Below are 16,327 nucleotides of genomic sequence, written 5' to 3'. Positions count from 1 at the left end.
TGTTAGCCTCCGTTTTTTTTATTTATAAAATTAATTAACTTTTTTTATTTCTGTATTCTCTAAAAATTTCTTCATACTATCAAATGCAGTTAAACCTTCAGAACAAGCAGTAGAACTTCCGCTTGCTATAGCATATTTATAAGCATCAGTTAAATTAAGATTTGTACTTATACCATAAACTATACCTGCCACCATAGAATCCCCAGCTCCAACAGAACTTATTAACTTTCCGTCCGGGGCATTTCCTAAATATGCCTCATCTTTTGTTACTAAAATAGATCCGTCTTTACCTAAAGATACTATTACATTCTCGCTTCCCTCTTTTATTAATTCTCTTGCATACTTTATAATATCTTCTGTGTTTTCTATTTGTTTATTAAAATATTCGCTTAATTCTTTTTTATTTGGTTTTGTAAGAAATACTCCTGATTTTAATCCGAATTTGAATGCCTCATCTCTTGCATCTAGTATCACTTTTATATTTTTATTTGCTATTGATATAATGTCTTTATATATGCTGCTTTCTATAGAGTTCGGCACGCTTCCGGATAATACTAATATATCATTTTCTTTTATATTATTTTTTATATAATTTAAAAGTTCATTAACTTTTTCTTTTGAAATATTAGGCGATTTTCCTGCTATTTCACTTTCTGTTTTATTTGTTTTTAATTTTATATTGATTCTTGTATCTTCTTCTAAATCAATAAAATTTTCTTTGATGCCATATTCTTTAAGATGCTTTTTTATATAATCTCCTGTGAATCCTCCGCAAAAACCTAAAGCAATAGAATCAATATTGAAATTTTTTAAAACTTTAGAAACATTTATTCCCTTTCCTCCAGCCAATGTATAGGCATTATTAACTTTGTTTAATTCTCCCTCTTCAAAGTTATCCATGCCTATATAATAATCTACAGCTGGGTTTAATGTTAAAGTATATATCATAAATAATCCCTCACTTTTTATTGATTAACAATAAATAATCCTTTTAATTTATTTTTTATATTATCATCTATCTCTTTTGCATTAGTTATCAAATAGGAATCTTCTAAGTTATAAAAATTAATAAAACTTTTCTTTTTTAATTTTGATTCATCGCATAGAAAATAAGTTTTATTCGCTTTTGAAGCAGCTTCACTTTTTATTAATGCCTCCTCACTGTCTGGTGTAGAATATCCGTTAATATCTATTGCATTTGCTCCCATAAATGCTAAATCAAAATTGAAATTCCTTATTGATAAAACAGCACTAGCTCCAACTAAAGCCCCTGTAAGCATTTTCATTTTTCCGCCTATTAAGTATGATTCTATTTTTTTGTTATAAAGTTCTTCTATATGACTTAAACCGTTAGTTAGCACTTTTATATTTTCTATGCCTGCTAAATATTTAATCATGGCAAAAACACTTGTTCCCGCATCTAAATATATTGTATTACCGCTTTCAGCCAAAGAAGCAGCAAACTTTCCTATTTTTTCTTTTTCTTCTGAATATATTTCCTTTTTGTATATCAAACTTTCTTCCTGAGTATCAACTAATATAGCACCTCCATGAACTCTTCTTATTTTTCCTGCTTTTTCAAGAAATGTTAAATCTCTCCTTATAGTTGCCTCTGAAACATTAAGTCTTTCAATCAGTTCTTCTATTTTGATATTCTTTTTCTCTTTTATAACTTCAAAAATTAATTCATATCTGCTTACTTTCAGCACTTTTATTCTTACCTCATTCAATCTTTATATTAATAATTATATCAAAAAAACTATAAAAATCAATCAAAATCAATCAAAAATAATCAATTTCAATCAAAAAAATATAAAAAAAACTACACTATGTATAATTTGTAGCGTGTTATTATACTTAATGTAGTTTAATAAATTAAAATTATATTATTTTTTATTTACTTTTATTAATTTAGGAGATCTTCTTGATATAGTTCTTTTTTTATTATTTTTGTTATTTTTTAGATTAGCTTCTGCAATGCTCATTTTAGAATGTTCTTCTTTTTTATTGTTTTCTATATTTGCAGTGTTTTCATTACTTTCATTTTGTGAATTATTATCTGATAAGTAATTTTCACTTTCTATTTCTAATATTACATTTTTTATTTTTTCTAACTTCCATTCAATATCATTTTCTTTTTCATTTACAACAGGTATTATTAATTGATTAAGATTATCCTTATCAAAATAAACTCCTGAATTTTTAGTATTTATTAATTTTACAAGTTTATCAGTATCTATTTTTGAAAGTTTATCAAGTTTAAGATATATATTATACTGTCCCTCTATAACAGATAATATTCTAATTCTTTTTAATATGATTTTGAGTTTTGCTATATTGAAAATATCTTCTAATTCTTTAGGAAGTTTTCCGTATTTATCTGTCATAAACTCTTTAGAATATTCTATATCCTCGTCGCTTTGAGAACGCATTATTAATTTGTATGCGGATATTTTCTCTTTTGAATCTGCTATATAAGAGTCAGGAATAAATAAATTATGCTTCAAATCTATAACAGTATCGAATGTTACTTCTTTTATTTCGCCTTTATATTCATTAGCAGCTTCTTCAAGCATTTGAGTATAAAGTTCATAACCTACCTGATATATCATACCGGATTGCTCTTTACCTAAAATATTTCCTGCTCCTCTTATTTCCAAATCACGCATAGCTATTTTAAATCCTGCCCCTAAATCTGTATGTTCGGATATAGCTTCAAGTCTTTTGTAAGCAACTTCTGTAAGAGCTAAATCGCTTGGATAGAACATATAAGCATAAGCCTCTCTGTCGCTTCTTCCAACTCTTCCTCTTAATTGATAAAGTTCGGATAATCCTAATTTATTTGCATTGTCTATTAGTATAGTATTAGCATTAGGTATGTCTATGCCGTTTTCTATTATGGTAGTTGATACTAGTATGTCATATTTATGATTAATAAAATCTTCCATTATTTTTTCTAACTGATGCCCTGTCATTCTTCCATGTGCTACGCATATTCTTGCCTTAGGACAAAGTTTTTTTATCATAAGTGCGAATGATTCTATCGTGTCTATTCTGTTATAAAGGTAAAATACTTGTCCTTCTCTTTTAAGTTCTCTTTCTATTGCATTGATAACTGCATCTTCACTGAACTCTGTAACGAAAGTTTTTACAGGTATTCTATTTAATGGAGGGGTTTCTATTATACTTATATCTCTTATTCCTGTTAAAGCCATATTTAAAGTTCTAGGTATAGGCGTAGCTGAAAGAGTGAGAACATCTGTTTCTAATCTCAATTTTTTTAATGCTTCTTTATGCTTAACACCAAATCTCTGCTCTTCATCTATAACTATAAGTCCGAGATTTTTAAACTCAATATCTTTGGATAAAAGCATATGAGTTCCTACTATTAAATCGCAGGAGCCTGTTTTTAATAATTCTTTATTTTTCTTGGCTTGTTTGCTTGTAATGAATCTATTTAAAACTTCTATTCTAATAGGAAAATCTTCAAATCTTTTTTTGGCATTGTTATAATGCTGCTGTGATAATATGGTAGTAGGGCAGAGTATAGCACATTGTTTTCCTGCCATTATAGCTTTGAATACAGCTCTGAATGCCACTTCTGTTTTTCCAAATCCTACATCTCCGCATACAAGTCTGTCCATCATTTTTCCGCTTTCCATATCCTCTTTTATATCATTAATAGCTCTTAACTGATCAACCGTTTCCTCATAACGAAATGAAGCTTCAAAATCGTCCTGCCATTGAGTATCAGACCCATAAATATTTCCTCTAATATTGGATCTTATAGCATAAAGTTTTATTAATTCTCTGGCAGTAGCTAATGCATCTTCTCTTGCCTTGCTCTTTATTTTATCCCAAGCACTTCCTCCTAACAATGTTAATTTAGGAGCTTCGCCATGTCCGGATATGTATTTCTGCACGAAGTTCATTTGTTCTACAGGTATATAAAGTTTATCGCCTTTAGCATATTCTAATGTGATATAGTCTTTTTCTTTACCATTAGACATTTTTCTCGTAAGACCTAAATATTTTCCTATACCATAATTAACATGTACAGCATAATCTCCTACATTCAAATCTACAAATGTTTCTATTAAGTTTTTATTAACTTTAGGTATTTTTCTTACCTTTTTTCTCTTTCTTCCAAACACTTCCCAATCTGCTATGAATATTGTTTTCATATCATCTTTTATAAAACCTGATGATGCTTGGGTAGTTATTATATAAAAATTATTTTCATTTTGTGAATAATCTTTTTTTATTTCTTCATATTTATTATTATCTTCAAGAATTATTTCTTTATTATCTTCATTATTATCAGTATTTTCTATGCTGTTATTTATTATTTCTTTATTGTTATTATTTTCTTTATCTTCAGATACTTTTTCTTCATCTTCTATTTCATTTTCAGTTATGATTATTGGTGATAAATCCTGCATTATCTTATAAAATCTTAATGCCTGATCATTATGTCCTGTGGATAAAATAATTAAATAATCTTTTTCTCTATATTCTTTAACATAATCAAGAAAATCTGTTAATCTTGATTTAAAAGAAAGACCTTCTAAAAAGTTAAATTTATATATATCTGTATCTGTTATGAAAGGAGATATATTTATTGATTTTTTTACTATCTCAGAAAAGTAATTATTATCAATATAAAGTTTATAAATATCTCCTATTATGCTGAATATATTATCTATGTCATTAAAATTTTCTTTTATAGTATCTATAACAGTGATAAATTTATTTTTTAATTTTAAAGCATCATCAATAAATACATAACCATAATCAAAATAATCAAATATAGTTTCTAAATCGCTATAAAAAATAGGCAGTAAATTTTCACTTCCGGCGAAATATTTTCTTTTTATTATATTGTCTTTAATTTCATCATTAATATCATTACTGTTTAAAAAGTCGTTTACCGCCGAATCACTATATACAGCTTCTCTCACAGGATAAATAATGATATTTTCTGCATTTTTGAAAGATCTTCCGTCTTCTATATTGAATAATCTTATACTCTCTATTTCATCATCAAATAATTCTATTCTAATAGGATTATCATATTCCACAGAAAATATATCTACTATACTTCCTCTTACAGAAGCAGTACCTTTTTCAGCAACTTCTCTTTCTATAACATATCCTAAATCATATAATGTTAATCTTAAATTATCTAAATCTAATTTATCTCCTACATTTAAATATATAGGCAGCTTTTTCAAATCATTTCTATTTGGTAATTTTCTAGTTACAGCATTTATTGTTGTTATTATTATAGATTTTTCTTTATTTATCAATTTATACAATATATTTATTCTTTCCTGTGCTATATCAGTAATAGGGGACATTTTAGTAAAAGGAACGGTATCATAATCAGGAAAATAATAATTAGGTATATTGTAAAAATTTAAAGATTGGCTTAGAAGCATAGCATCGCTTTCATTTTCTTTGATTATTAAAATACTTTCGGTATTAAAAATAGAAGCAAAAAATAAAGAATCACTTCCGCCTTTAAGTCCTGTTATGCTTTTTGTTTTTTTTATATCGAAATTTACAAATTCTTCACTTTTTGAAAATCTTTCTATTAATTCTCTATATATTGATTCATTATTGTACATATTACTTTTACCATTTATATAATGTGTTAAAAATGTCAATATATAATAAATATTATTTTATTAAATAGCAATAGTTCATAATGAAAAGGTTTTGAAAAATTAATACAAATATAATTTTATATTATAATTAGTTTTTATGCCGAAAATAAAAAAAATATTTTTAAATAAGGTATCTTATGTTGAAATTGTATAGTATATTCATCTTATTATTTATTATAAGCTCTTGTGCCTCTAATGTTAAAGTATCTGATAGTAAATACAATAATGTATGGATAAAATCGGTTAAGGGTAAAAGCGTGCTTGCTCCTAACGGATATTTATACACATTTAAAGAAAATGGAAATGTAGAATATAAAATAAATGGTATAAAAAGAGGTACAGGAATATTTTTATATGCAGAAAGTTCTACTAATGCTTATTACTATGAAAAGATGCCTCTAAATTATGTTGCTTATGATGTAAGAGATTCTATTCCAAACAGCAATGTAAATATGCTAGTAGGCTTTATTTTGAATAATGGTATATTAGAAATGACTTCAGGCTATACAAAAGAATACAAAAAAAGATTATCCGATTGGAAAAAAAATAATTTAACAATATACAATACCTTAAGAGAAGGAAAAGATATGTCTGAATATCCTATTCCTCTAATAGAAGAGGTAGATAATTTTAATACAATAGAATTTGGAACATTAAGATGATTACTTATATATAGTAAAAATAATTTGCTTAAGTAATCATAGATAATATCGATATTGAATTTTAGAGCTATTTTACAAAGATACGGCTAATAGGTTAAAAAAAATAAAAGGTTTTTTATTGTGTATAATTCAACTATAGGATATGCTTCAAAACTTATTAAAGGAAGTATTGTATTTTCAATAATAATATTTATTTCATTATCTCAGCTTATGACTGTAACTTCTATATTCAGCTTAGTATGGAAATATGAAATATTATTAAATGAAAATATACCTTTCTTCAGAGAGTTTTCTATATACGCTTTATTTATAGGAATATTAATAATAGGGGTATTATATTCTGCAATATCCAGCTCTTATATATTTTCAAAGAACAGCAGAATGTTTTCTACTTTGCGTATATTCGGAGCTACTAAATTAGCTATAAGAAAATTAGCCATATTAATAAGTCTTTTATATCCTTTAGTATCATTTTTGATTTGTATTATAGAAATGTTAATCTTATATATAAGATATAGTTCATATATATTAACTTTAGTAGAAGTTTCAGATGTAATTAACGGAGCTTATGTAGTATTACTCTCAAATGCTGTACTAATAGTAGGCTTTATGATAGGAGCTTTTATTTCTAATTCTATACTTTTACGAAAAGATCCTTATGATGATTTGAGGGGAACACTATGAATATAAAAATAATCAATGTATCAAAGGTTTTCCCTTTGGGAGTTAATCAATTTAATGCCTGCGAAGATATTAGTTTGGACATCAATCAAGGGGATTTTATAAGTTTTGTAGGACATACAGGAAGCGGAAAAAGTACATTGCTAAGTATAATAGGTGGAATACTTAAACCTACTAGCGGAACTATATATTATGATTCTTTCAAATTAAATGGAGCTAATGAAGATGTTCTTGCAAGTTTTAGACGAGAATATTTTTCTTATATATTTCAATATCCTGTTATTATACCAACTATAAGCGTTATTGATAATATATTAATGCCTTTATCTTTTAAACATAAAATTACAGAAGAAAAAATAAATCAGACTAAGGAAAATATAGAATTATTTGCTCTTAAAGATAAAACATATTCTAAAGCATCTGATCTCTCAGGCGGTGAAATGAAAAAGGTTGCTATATTAAGAGCATTGGCTTACGGCTGTAAATGCTTAATAGCTGATGAGCCTACAAGCGATCTTGATCCTGCAAGTACAAAAACTCTTATGGAAATATTGACAACTATTAATAAACAAGGAACTAGCATCATTATGGTTACACATGCCCATAATATAGCAGCTTATGCTAATAATGTTTATGAGATGTCTAATGGTAAAATAGTTCGCTGTTTGAAATGATTTAATTGCTGTATATATGCATTTCCAAATAATGATCTAATATTACTCTATATGAATTAATGATTTTCCTTATTTCATTAATATCTAAATTCTCATATTTATATTTTGTTTCAAATCTTTTTAATTTATTTATTTTCTTTTGAACTATATCAGGAATAACATCTTCAGGAAGCCTTTTTTCACTATTAATAGAAATCCAATTACCATTTTCATCAAATGTGATAAATACTTCATTATCAAGTTCTACTTTAAAAATATTATCTATTTTTTCGATTTCTACTATTTGTGCTTTAAGAAATTTACTCTTTATAAATATTTCGGCACCATAAGGCAGTTTTATTGTAGTATCCATAATGCAACCTCAAAATAACATATTAATATTATCTATATTTTTATATTTTTAATAATTAAATTTTTTCTTTAACATTTAAGAGAAAAAATTGTATTTAATTAAAATTAAAGATTTAAGAAATAAAATAACAATTATTTCAAATATTTATAAATACTCATTTTGTTATATTATCAATATAATAAAATTTTATAAAAATGCAATTTTTTAAATTAAAAAAGCCTATATTAAAAAATATAGGCTTATAAATATTAAATTATTTTTTTTCTTCACTATCAGCAGGTACAACAGCTAAATCGCTTACCCTAGCTCCGTCAGAAATATTAACGATTTTTACACCCTTAGCATTCCTTCCAAGTTCAGGTATAGAATCAGCTTTAATCTTTATAGTCATGTCATCAGTAGTAACAACCATTATTTCATCTTTATCACCTACAGTTTTTACGCTGACAACATTTCCTGTTTTATTGTCCGGCTTAATATAAATCTGTCCTTTTCCTCCTCTTCCTTTAACATTAAACTGTTTTGAAGAAAGTCTTTTACCTATACCATTTTCTGTAATAACGATTAATGATTCTCCCTTATGTATAGCATTTCCTGATACGCAAACATCATCATCATCTAATGCAATACCTTTAACACCAGCTGCTGCTCTTCCCATTTTTCTAATCTTCTCTTCAGTGATTCTTAAAGCAAGTCCTGAAGCAGTAGTCATAATGAAATCATCTCCTGTTTGTACAGGTGAAACTGCAACTAATTCATCATTATTTTCTAATGTTAAAGCAAGTATTCCTCTTTTTTTGGCATTCTCAAGATGCTTTAATTCCATTTTCTTTATAGTACCCATTTTAGTAACCATAATAATAGACTGTTTAGGATCAAACTCTGATACTGTAAAGTAGCTTGTAATTTTTTCTTCAGGTGCTAAATTAAGTATAAATTTAATACTTTTACCCTGAGATATCTTACTTAAAGCAGGTATTTCATGCACCTTCATCCAGAAAGCCTTACCTCTATCTGTGAATATAAATAAATAGTCTTTAGTAGAAGCAACAAATAGATGTTCTATATAGTGTTCGCCTTGAGATTTTCCGCCCTGAACACCTACACCGCCTCTGCCTTGTGTACGATAGCTTGAAGCTGGCACTCTTTTAATGAATCCCTGAGTAGTTATAGATACTGCTACATCTTCATCATGTATCAAATCTTCTTCATCTATTTCAGTATCATTAGTTTTTCCTATTATCTCGCTTCTTCTGTCATCACCATATTTTTCTGCTATTTTTTTAAGCTCATCTTTAATAACAGCAAGTATTTTTTCTGGGTGGGCAAGCAAGTCCTCACAATAAGCTATAAATTCTCTTAATTGCTGTAATTCCTGTTCTATTTTTAATTTTTCTAAAGCAGTTAAGCGTTTGAGAGGCATGTCAAGTATAGCCTGAGCCTGTTTTTCTGAAAGTTTGAATCTGTTCATAAGAGTGGTTCTTGCAGCATCAGTATTTTCGCTTTCTCTTATTATTCTTATAACCTCTTCAATATTAGCCTGAGCTATTAGTAAGCCTTCTAATATATGAGCTTTAGCCCTGGCTTGATTCAAATCATATTCTGTTCTTTTTGTGATAACCTCAACTCTGTGGTCAACAAAATATTTTATAAGCTCTTTTAAATTTAAAACTTTAGGTTCGCCATTAACTAATGCAAGATTTATTATACCGAAAGTAGTTTCCAAATCAGTATGCTTCCATAACTGATTAAGCACTATTTGTGTGGCAACACCTTTTTTAAGTTCTATTATAAGACGAATACCTGCTCTGTTGCTTGATTCATCTCTAATATCTGCTACACCTTCAATTTTGCCTTGTTTTACTAATTCAGCTATTTTTTCATGAAGAGTAGTTTTTACAACTCCGTAAGGAAGCTCTTTAACTACTATAGCCTCTCTGTCTTTCTTAGTTTCTTCTACTTCAAGTCTGGCTCTTAGCTTTATTCGTCCTTTTCCTGTAGTATAAGCCTCTTTAATACCCTCTTTACCATATATAATACCAGCAGTAGGGAAGTCAGGACCTTGTACATAACGCATCAAATCTTTAATTTCTGCATCCTGATGATCTATATAATAAACTATAGCATTTACAACCTCTTTTAAGTTATGAGGCGGCATATTAGTAGCCATACCAATAGCAATACCCATACTTCCATTGACTAAAAGCTGAGGGACTGTAGCAGGAAGTACAGAAGGTTCAGTTCTGGAATCATCGAAGTTCGGTACGAATTTAACAGTTTCTTTTTCTATATCATTAAGCATTTCTTCTGCAAAACGAGTCATTCTTGCTTCAGTATAACGCATTGCAGCAGGAGGGTCATCATCTATAGAACCAAAATTACCCTGTCCGTCTACAAGTAAATAACGCATAGAGAAATCCTGTGCCATTCTTACCATAGTTCCGTAAACTGCAGCATCTCCATGCGGGTGATAACGAGCCAAAACTTCTCCTACTGTAGCAGCCGATTTCTTGTACGGCTTGTCATGGGTAAGATTAGCATCATACATAGCATATAAGATTCTTCTATGAACAGGTTTTAAACCATCTCTTACATCAGGTAATGCCCTAGATACGATAACGCTCATAGCATAAGTTAAATAAGATTCTCTTAATTCATTTTCTATTGAAATATGATCTACTCTTTTTAAGATATCTTTTGTCAGTGTGGAATATTGTCTTTCTTCTGAATTATCTTCTTTATTCTTTTTTACTGCCATATATTTATATCCTTAAAAAATATTCGTACAATTATAACATTTTATGATAAAATTATCAATATACAAAATGATACTATAATATAGAAGAAAATATATGATTTATATATAACTATTATAATAATATATTTTATTTCTGAAAATATAGTATCAGATATTATAAATTAAAAGTGTTAAAGACTAAATTTATTTTAAATAATCTTCTCTTCCTATTACCCTAGCTAAATGATATATCATAGTCTGACGCTGAACAGGCTTTACAATATATCCGTCTACTTTTAATTTTAAGAACTCCATTAATACGCCTTTATTTGCATAAGAAGTAACAACTATTATCTTGGAGTCTATATTCAATGCTCTAATCCTTTTAAGCAAATCAATTCCATTCATCTGCGGCATTTCAAAATCCGTCATTATTATATCCGGTTTATCTTCTGCTTCTCTAAGTTTTGTTAAAGCATCCATAGCACCGTCAGCTTCCAATATTACATCAAAGTTTTCAGATAATAATATCTTTCTTTCAGCTATCCTTATAGTACTAGAATCATCTATAATCATTACTTTATATGGTTTTCCTGTTTTAGTATTATATCCTAATGGTGAAGTTGACATAAAAATACCTCATAAAAGTTATATCCTTATAATTTATAATAATTATAGATATTGTCAATTATTTTTTATTATATATTGTGCTGTATATTTGATTTTTATATTTTTTTTGTTATTATAAATAGATGAATATATCAGTAAAACTGCATAATTTATTAAAAGAAGAAAAAAGCGAACTTGACGCTTCATACAAAATAGAAAAAAATAAAGATAATATCATAATAATTTCTAAAAATGGAAGAGCTTTACATAGTAAATATAATATTAATAATGAATGCAAAAGAGCTTTAGAAAATATAAATAAAAATAAAAATCTTCTCATAATATATGGATATGGATTAGGATATACTTTAAAATATTTGATTGAAAATATTGATAATTATTTTAATAAAGAAATCATAAAAACTCTTAAAATAATAGTTGTTATAGAAGATGTGGCAGTTTTTAAATATTCTTATTATAATATATACAATACGGATAATAAGAATATATTTTTTGTATATAAAGATGACAGTATTGATTATATAAATAAAATCATTGATTATAAAAGCATAAATGGTATTAATTTGGTTCTTCTTCCATCGCTTACAAAAGAAGAAAAGGATAATGCTAATATATTTTATACTCAGATATTAAATATAATGGAAAAAGAAATATCAAATATATTTACTAATATGTATTTTGAGAATATATGGACTAAGAATATAATATTTAATAGTGAGTATATAAAAAAATCATCAGATATAATTCATTTTAAAGATGCATTTAAAGGCTTAAAGGCATTGCTTATATGTCCCGGTCCTACATTGAAGCATAGTATAGATATAATAAAAAAAGAAAGAGAAAATTTCTTTATTATATGCGTTGATACTAGTTACAGTGTGTTATGTAAACATGGTATAATTCCTGATTTTGTAATTACTGTAGACGGAGGTTTTTTTAATTCTTTAGATTTTGTGTATGAAAACAGGGAGTTTCCTTATTTAGTTATGGATATAGCGGCAAATAAAATAATACCTAGAAATATAAATGCTGATATTATAAGATTCACTTCTTCTGAAAATTTAGGAATAATAAAATATATACAAGATTTCACCAAATTATCATACCTTACTACTTCAAGCACCGTGGCAACAACTATGATAGATTTTGCTCATTATATTGGTTTAGATGAAGTATTATTAATAGGTTTTGACAATAGCTATCCTTTTTATGAGAGGCATATTAAACATGCTCTTTCTTATGAATATATGGTGAATAAAACTAATAAATTAAAAACTTATGAATCATATTATTTTAATACTATAAGAAATAATACGAATATAGATAATTATCCGCCTACAGAATTTGTATTTGAAAGTCAGATGGAATATTTTAATGAATTCAAAGATAAATATTCAAATATGAAAATAAAGAGAATCACTAAAGAAGCTGTGAAAATGGATTCTATAGAAGAGGGCAGCATAGAAAATTTTTCTATTGATAATATAAGAAGTAAAGCATTAAATATAGCTAATAGCATATATAAAAAAGATAATGATACTGATATAAAAAAAGCGTATATAGAATTAAAAAGTACATTAGAAGAATTTAGAAATATTTTGTCAAATATATATAACAATATAAATAATAATTTAAATAATATAGATAATTTATATTATGAAACGATTAATCTTGTAAAAGAATATCAAAAAAAAGCAAGCATACTGCAAACTATTTTATCAGCAACTATACTTATGTGCGAAAGGGGAGAAAGAGAGACGAGAGAAAAATTAATATTTCTTATTGCTGAAAGTTTGAGAAATGTGAATTACTTTTTTACTAGAATATCTTTAATTATAGAAAAATTATAATAATTATAAAGTGAATATAAAATGAAAATTATTTATGAAGATGATTATTTCATTGCCATTGATAAAGAAGCAGGTATTGAGGCGGATAGTAATTTGATAAATATAATAAAAAAAGAATATAATCATATTGATAGTTTATATTTAGTTCATAGAATAGATAAATTTACTTCAGGAATACTTATTCTTGCTAGAGATGAGAAAACTAAAAAATATTTTGAAGAATCTTTTAAAAATAAAACCATTAATAAAGTGTATCATGCCATAGTTCAGGGAAGAGTGAAAAAAGATAATGGTACAATAGATGTATCAATAGGAATTGATAAAAAAAATCCTAATAAAAGAATACCTCTCTCAGTAAAAGACGGAGGAGAATCAGCAGTAACTCATTATAAAGTTCTAAAAATATTAAATGAACATACTTTACTTGAATTAAAACCTTTAACAGGCAGAACGCATCAGATAAGAGTGCATCTTTCATATATAGGACATCCAATAATAGGAGACAAAATATATTCAAAAAATGCTGATATTTATAAAATGAAAGGTTTTGCTTTAATAGCAAAAGAGGTTGATTTTGTTCACCCTATCACAAAAAAAGATATAAAGATAGATATAAAATATAATAAAGAGTTTTTAATTAGGCTTAAGCTCCTTGAAAGGGTTAAAAAATAAAATTATTCATTTTTTTTATTGACTTTTTTTCTAATAATTTATATATTTTCTTAAATAATAAAAGATTATATTTAATTTTTATTAAAATTAATAAATAATAGAAGGAGTAAAAAATGACAGTTACATTTCAAGGTGCAACACAAACTTTAGAAGGTGCTCAATTAACAGTTGGAGCTAAAGCTTTAGATTTTACAGTAGTAAAAACAGATTTAAGTCCATGGTCTTTAAAAGATGCAGGTGATACAGTAAAAATCATATCTTCTGTACCATCTTTAGATACACCTGTATGCGATGTACAAACTAAAAGATTCAACAAAGAAGCTGCTTCTTTAAAAGGAGTAACAGTAGTAACAGTATCTGTTGACTTACCATTCGCTCAAGCTAGATGGTGTGCTGCTGCTAATGCTTCTTCTCATATCGTAGCTTCTGACTACAATCAAAAAGATTTCGGAAGAAAATTCGGTACTTTATTAAAAGAATTACAACTTTTAACTCGTGCTGTATTTGTACTTGATAAAGACAATACTGTTAAATATGTACAATATGTTCCAGAAATCACTAATGAACCAGATTATGATGCTGCTTTAAATGCTGCTAAAGCTCTTTTATAATTTATAGTTAGAGTAATTTCAAGGCATATTCTATTATTATAGAGTATGCCTTTTTTATTTGCATATATAGACAAATTAATTTATAATTTTATAATAAATAATTTATACTTATAAAAATTTACGGAGGAATAATGAGTATATATGATTACACTGTAAAAGATGCTGAAGGCAAGGATGTTAAATTAAAAAAATATGAAGGCAAAGTTTTATTAATAGTAAATACTGCCACAAAATGCGGATTTACAAAGCAGTATCCGGCATTGCAAGATTTATATAAAAAATATAAAAAAGAAGGTTTTGAAATATTGGATTTCCCTTGCAATCAATTCGGAGGTCAGGCTAAAGAACCTATTGAAGAGATTGCCGAGTTTAGGAAAGAAAAATTCGGTATTACTTTCAAACTATTTGATAAAGTAAAAGTTAATAGTAAAAATGCGGATCCTTTATTTGTTTATTTGAAAGCAGAAAAACCTACAGAAGAAGGCGTTGAAAAAATAAGATGGAACTTCGGTAAGTTCTTAATAGACAGACAAGGAAATATAGTAGGACGATATGATCCTAGAGTAAAACCTGAAGAGCTTGATGAGATAGTAGGAGAACTTCTTAAAAAATAATAAAAAATTAAGAGCTTTTATATATTGTTGTATATAGAAGCTCTTTTTATTTTTTTAATAAATTCAGGTATATACTTATTATAGTTTTTCTATTTCTTTATTTATATATAAAAAATTTGTTCACTAAAAGTATCTGACAAGTAAACTTGCCAGATGTTCACAAATTTTTTATTTCTTCTATACTTAATCCTGTATTTTCACTTATAATTTTTATATCTATGCCTGCATTTTTAAAGCTTTTAGCTATAGATATTTGCTGTTCTTTTTTACCTTGTTCTATACCTTCTTCAATTCCTAATTTTCTTTCTTCTTCAAGCATTATTTGATTACCATATAAATACGCTTCTCTTTTATCGTATTCATTCATCATTAATCTATTTTTAATAAAGTTATTGTATCTTTTTTGTACTTCTTCCATTATAGGTTTTTCTTTTACTAGATCAGACATAATAAACTCCTTATTATCTTTTTCTTTCATTGTAAAAAATTTAAGCCAACAGTTTAAATCGGGCTGTAATAAATTATATTGAAATTTTTTGATTTCAATTATATGAATTTGTAAATGGGGCAAAGCCAACCTTCGGTGCCGTTAATAGTCTATCATTAACTGTATCATAAATCATATAGCATGAATGAATATTATTTGAATCATCTAAATTGAAATTAAGTAAATTTATGCTAATTACAGGAGTTAAAGTATCGTATTTTTCTCCATGTTTTAATAATTTACTATAATTTGAAGCCCAATAATATAATATGCGTTCTGGAAATCTTGAATTACCTTGTAACTGTATTTTCTTCTTCATTATTAATTATCTCTTCTTCTGTTCTTCATGAGATTCTTCGATATCTTCTTCTACTTTTTCTTCTTGAGGTTCCGATATATCTTCTTTCAATTCTTCTTCTTGAGATTCTGAAGTTATTTCTTCTGTATTTGTTTCCTCTGATGATTCCTCTTGCAATTCTTCTTTCGATTCAATATTATCTGAAGAATTGGATAAATAACTTTGATATAATTCTTTTTCTTCTTCCGTTAAATCTTCTGATGAACTATCTACTTTATCCAAATAGCCTTCTATCATAGATTTATCTTCTTCTGTCAGATCTTCTTCATTATTAATTATCTCTTCTTCTGATTCTTCATGAGATTCTTCGATATCTTCCACAATGGAATA

Annotated in this window: 14 protein-coding genes and 1 pseudogene; 7 read left to right on the top strand and 8 right to left on the bottom strand. The window is 26.9% G+C overall.

Features of this window, described 5'->3' with window-relative positions:
* Positions 1 to 30: 30 nt before the first annotated feature.
* The 3 genes from pfkB to mfd form a co-directional block, all read right to left on the bottom strand.
* The gene (pfkB, locus tag BFL38_RS03215) at positions 31 to 948 is read right to left on the bottom strand and encodes a 1-phosphofructokinase (RefSeq protein WP_069725701.1); all 918 of its coding nucleotides are present in this window, start codon (positions 946 to 948) and stop codon (positions 31 to 33) included.
* Positions 949 to 965: 17 nt separating this feature from the next.
* Complete coding sequence (locus BFL38_RS03210) at positions 966 to 1,709, bottom strand: DeoR/GlpR family DNA-binding transcription regulator (RefSeq protein ID WP_069725700.1); 744 nt, start codon at positions 1,707 to 1,709, stop codon at positions 966 to 968.
* A 177-nt stretch (positions 1,710 to 1,886) separates the two neighbouring features.
* Entirely contained in the window at positions 1,887 to 5,630 is a 3,744-nt protein-coding gene (gene mfd, locus BFL38_RS03205) for a transcription-repair coupling factor (protein ID WP_069725699.1), read from the bottom strand.
* Positions 5,631 to 5,806: 176 nt separating this feature from the next.
* Here mfd and BFL38_RS03200 point away from each other — a divergent pair, with 176 nt between their 5' ends.
* The 3 genes from BFL38_RS03200 (at position 5,807) to BFL38_RS03190 (ending at position 7,686) form a co-directional block, all read left to right on the top strand.
* The gene (locus tag BFL38_RS03200; RefSeq protein ID WP_069725698.1) at positions 5,807 to 6,331 is read left to right on the top strand and encodes a hypothetical protein; all 525 of its coding nucleotides are present in this window, start codon (positions 5,807 to 5,809) and stop codon (positions 6,329 to 6,331) included.
* Positions 6,332 to 6,451: 120 nt separating this feature from the next.
* Positions 6,452 to 7,015 (top strand): hypothetical protein, encoded by a 564-nt coding sequence (locus tag BFL38_RS03195; RefSeq protein WP_069725697.1) that lies wholly within the window; start codon positions 6,452 to 6,454, stop codon positions 7,013 to 7,015.
* Complete coding sequence (locus BFL38_RS03190; RefSeq protein WP_069725696.1) at positions 7,012 to 7,686, top strand: ABC transporter ATP-binding protein; 675 nt, start codon at positions 7,012 to 7,014, stop codon at positions 7,684 to 7,686. Before BFL38_RS03195 ends, BFL38_RS03190 begins: the two co-directional genes overlap by 4 nt.
* Before the next feature lies 1 nt (position 7,687).
* Here the strand turns inward: BFL38_RS03190 and BFL38_RS03185 are convergent, their stop codons facing one another.
* From BFL38_RS03185 to BFL38_RS03175, 3 genes are all read right to left on the bottom strand, one after another.
* Positions 7,688 to 8,038 (bottom strand): PepSY-like domain-containing protein, encoded by a 351-nt coding sequence (locus BFL38_RS03185; RefSeq protein ID WP_069725695.1) that lies wholly within the window; start codon positions 8,036 to 8,038, stop codon positions 7,688 to 7,690.
* 253 nt (positions 8,039 to 8,291) lie between these two features.
* Positions 8,292 to 10,796, bottom strand: a complete 2,505-nt coding sequence (gyrA, locus tag BFL38_RS03180) for a DNA gyrase subunit A (RefSeq protein ID WP_069725694.1) — start codon at positions 10,794 to 10,796, stop codon at positions 8,292 to 8,294.
* A 183-nt stretch (positions 10,797 to 10,979) separates the two neighbouring features.
* Complete coding sequence (locus tag BFL38_RS03175; protein ID WP_069725693.1) at positions 10,980 to 11,405, bottom strand: response regulator; 426 nt, start codon at positions 11,403 to 11,405, stop codon at positions 10,980 to 10,982.
* A 122-nt stretch (positions 11,406 to 11,527) separates the two neighbouring features.
* Between BFL38_RS03175 and BFL38_RS03170 the strand changes: the two genes are divergently transcribed.
* The 4 genes from BFL38_RS03170 (at position 11,528) to BFL38_RS03155 (ending at position 15,152) form a co-directional block, all read left to right on the top strand.
* The gene (locus BFL38_RS03170) at positions 11,528 to 13,255 is read left to right on the top strand and encodes a motility associated factor glycosyltransferase family protein (RefSeq protein WP_069725692.1); all 1,728 of its coding nucleotides are present in this window, start codon (positions 11,528 to 11,530) and stop codon (positions 13,253 to 13,255) included.
* Between the two features lie 21 nt (positions 13,256 to 13,276).
* A complete protein-coding gene (locus BFL38_RS03165) occupies positions 13,277 to 13,927 on the top strand; it encodes an RluA family pseudouridine synthase (protein WP_069725691.1) in 651 nt (216 codons plus the stop codon).
* A gap of 113 nt (positions 13,928 to 14,040) precedes the next feature.
* On the top strand, positions 14,041 to 14,538 hold the full coding sequence (gene tpx / locus BFL38_RS03160; protein ID WP_008727233.1) for a thiol peroxidase: 498 nt from the start codon (positions 14,041 to 14,043) through the stop codon (positions 14,536 to 14,538).
* Positions 14,539 to 14,669: 131 nt separating this feature from the next.
* Positions 14,670 to 15,152, top strand: coding sequence for a glutathione peroxidase (locus tag BFL38_RS03155; RefSeq protein ID WP_020004751.1), 483 nt, complete (start codon positions 14,670 to 14,672; stop codon positions 15,150 to 15,152).
* Positions 15,153 to 15,309: 157 nt separating this feature from the next.
* Here BFL38_RS03155 and BFL38_RS03150 read toward each other — a convergent pair.
* Both BFL38_RS03150 and BFL38_RS15075 read right to left on the bottom strand, forming a co-directional pair.
* Positions 15,310 to 15,949: pseudogene (locus BFL38_RS03150) on the bottom strand (Rpn family recombination-promoting nuclease/putative transposase); the annotation flags it as partial.
* A 15-nt stretch (positions 15,950 to 15,964) separates the two neighbouring features.
* Positions 15,965 to 16,327: hypothetical protein (locus tag BFL38_RS15075; RefSeq protein ID WP_438357064.1), on the bottom strand; the 363-nt coding region annotated here is incomplete at its 5' end.

The sequence above is a fragment of the Brachyspira hampsonii genome (assembly GCF_001746205.1).
Classification (GTDB): domain Bacteria; phylum Spirochaetota; class Brachyspiria; order Brachyspirales; family Brachyspiraceae; genus Brachyspira; species Brachyspira hampsonii_B.
This window is presented reverse-complemented; position numbering and strand designations above follow the sequence as displayed.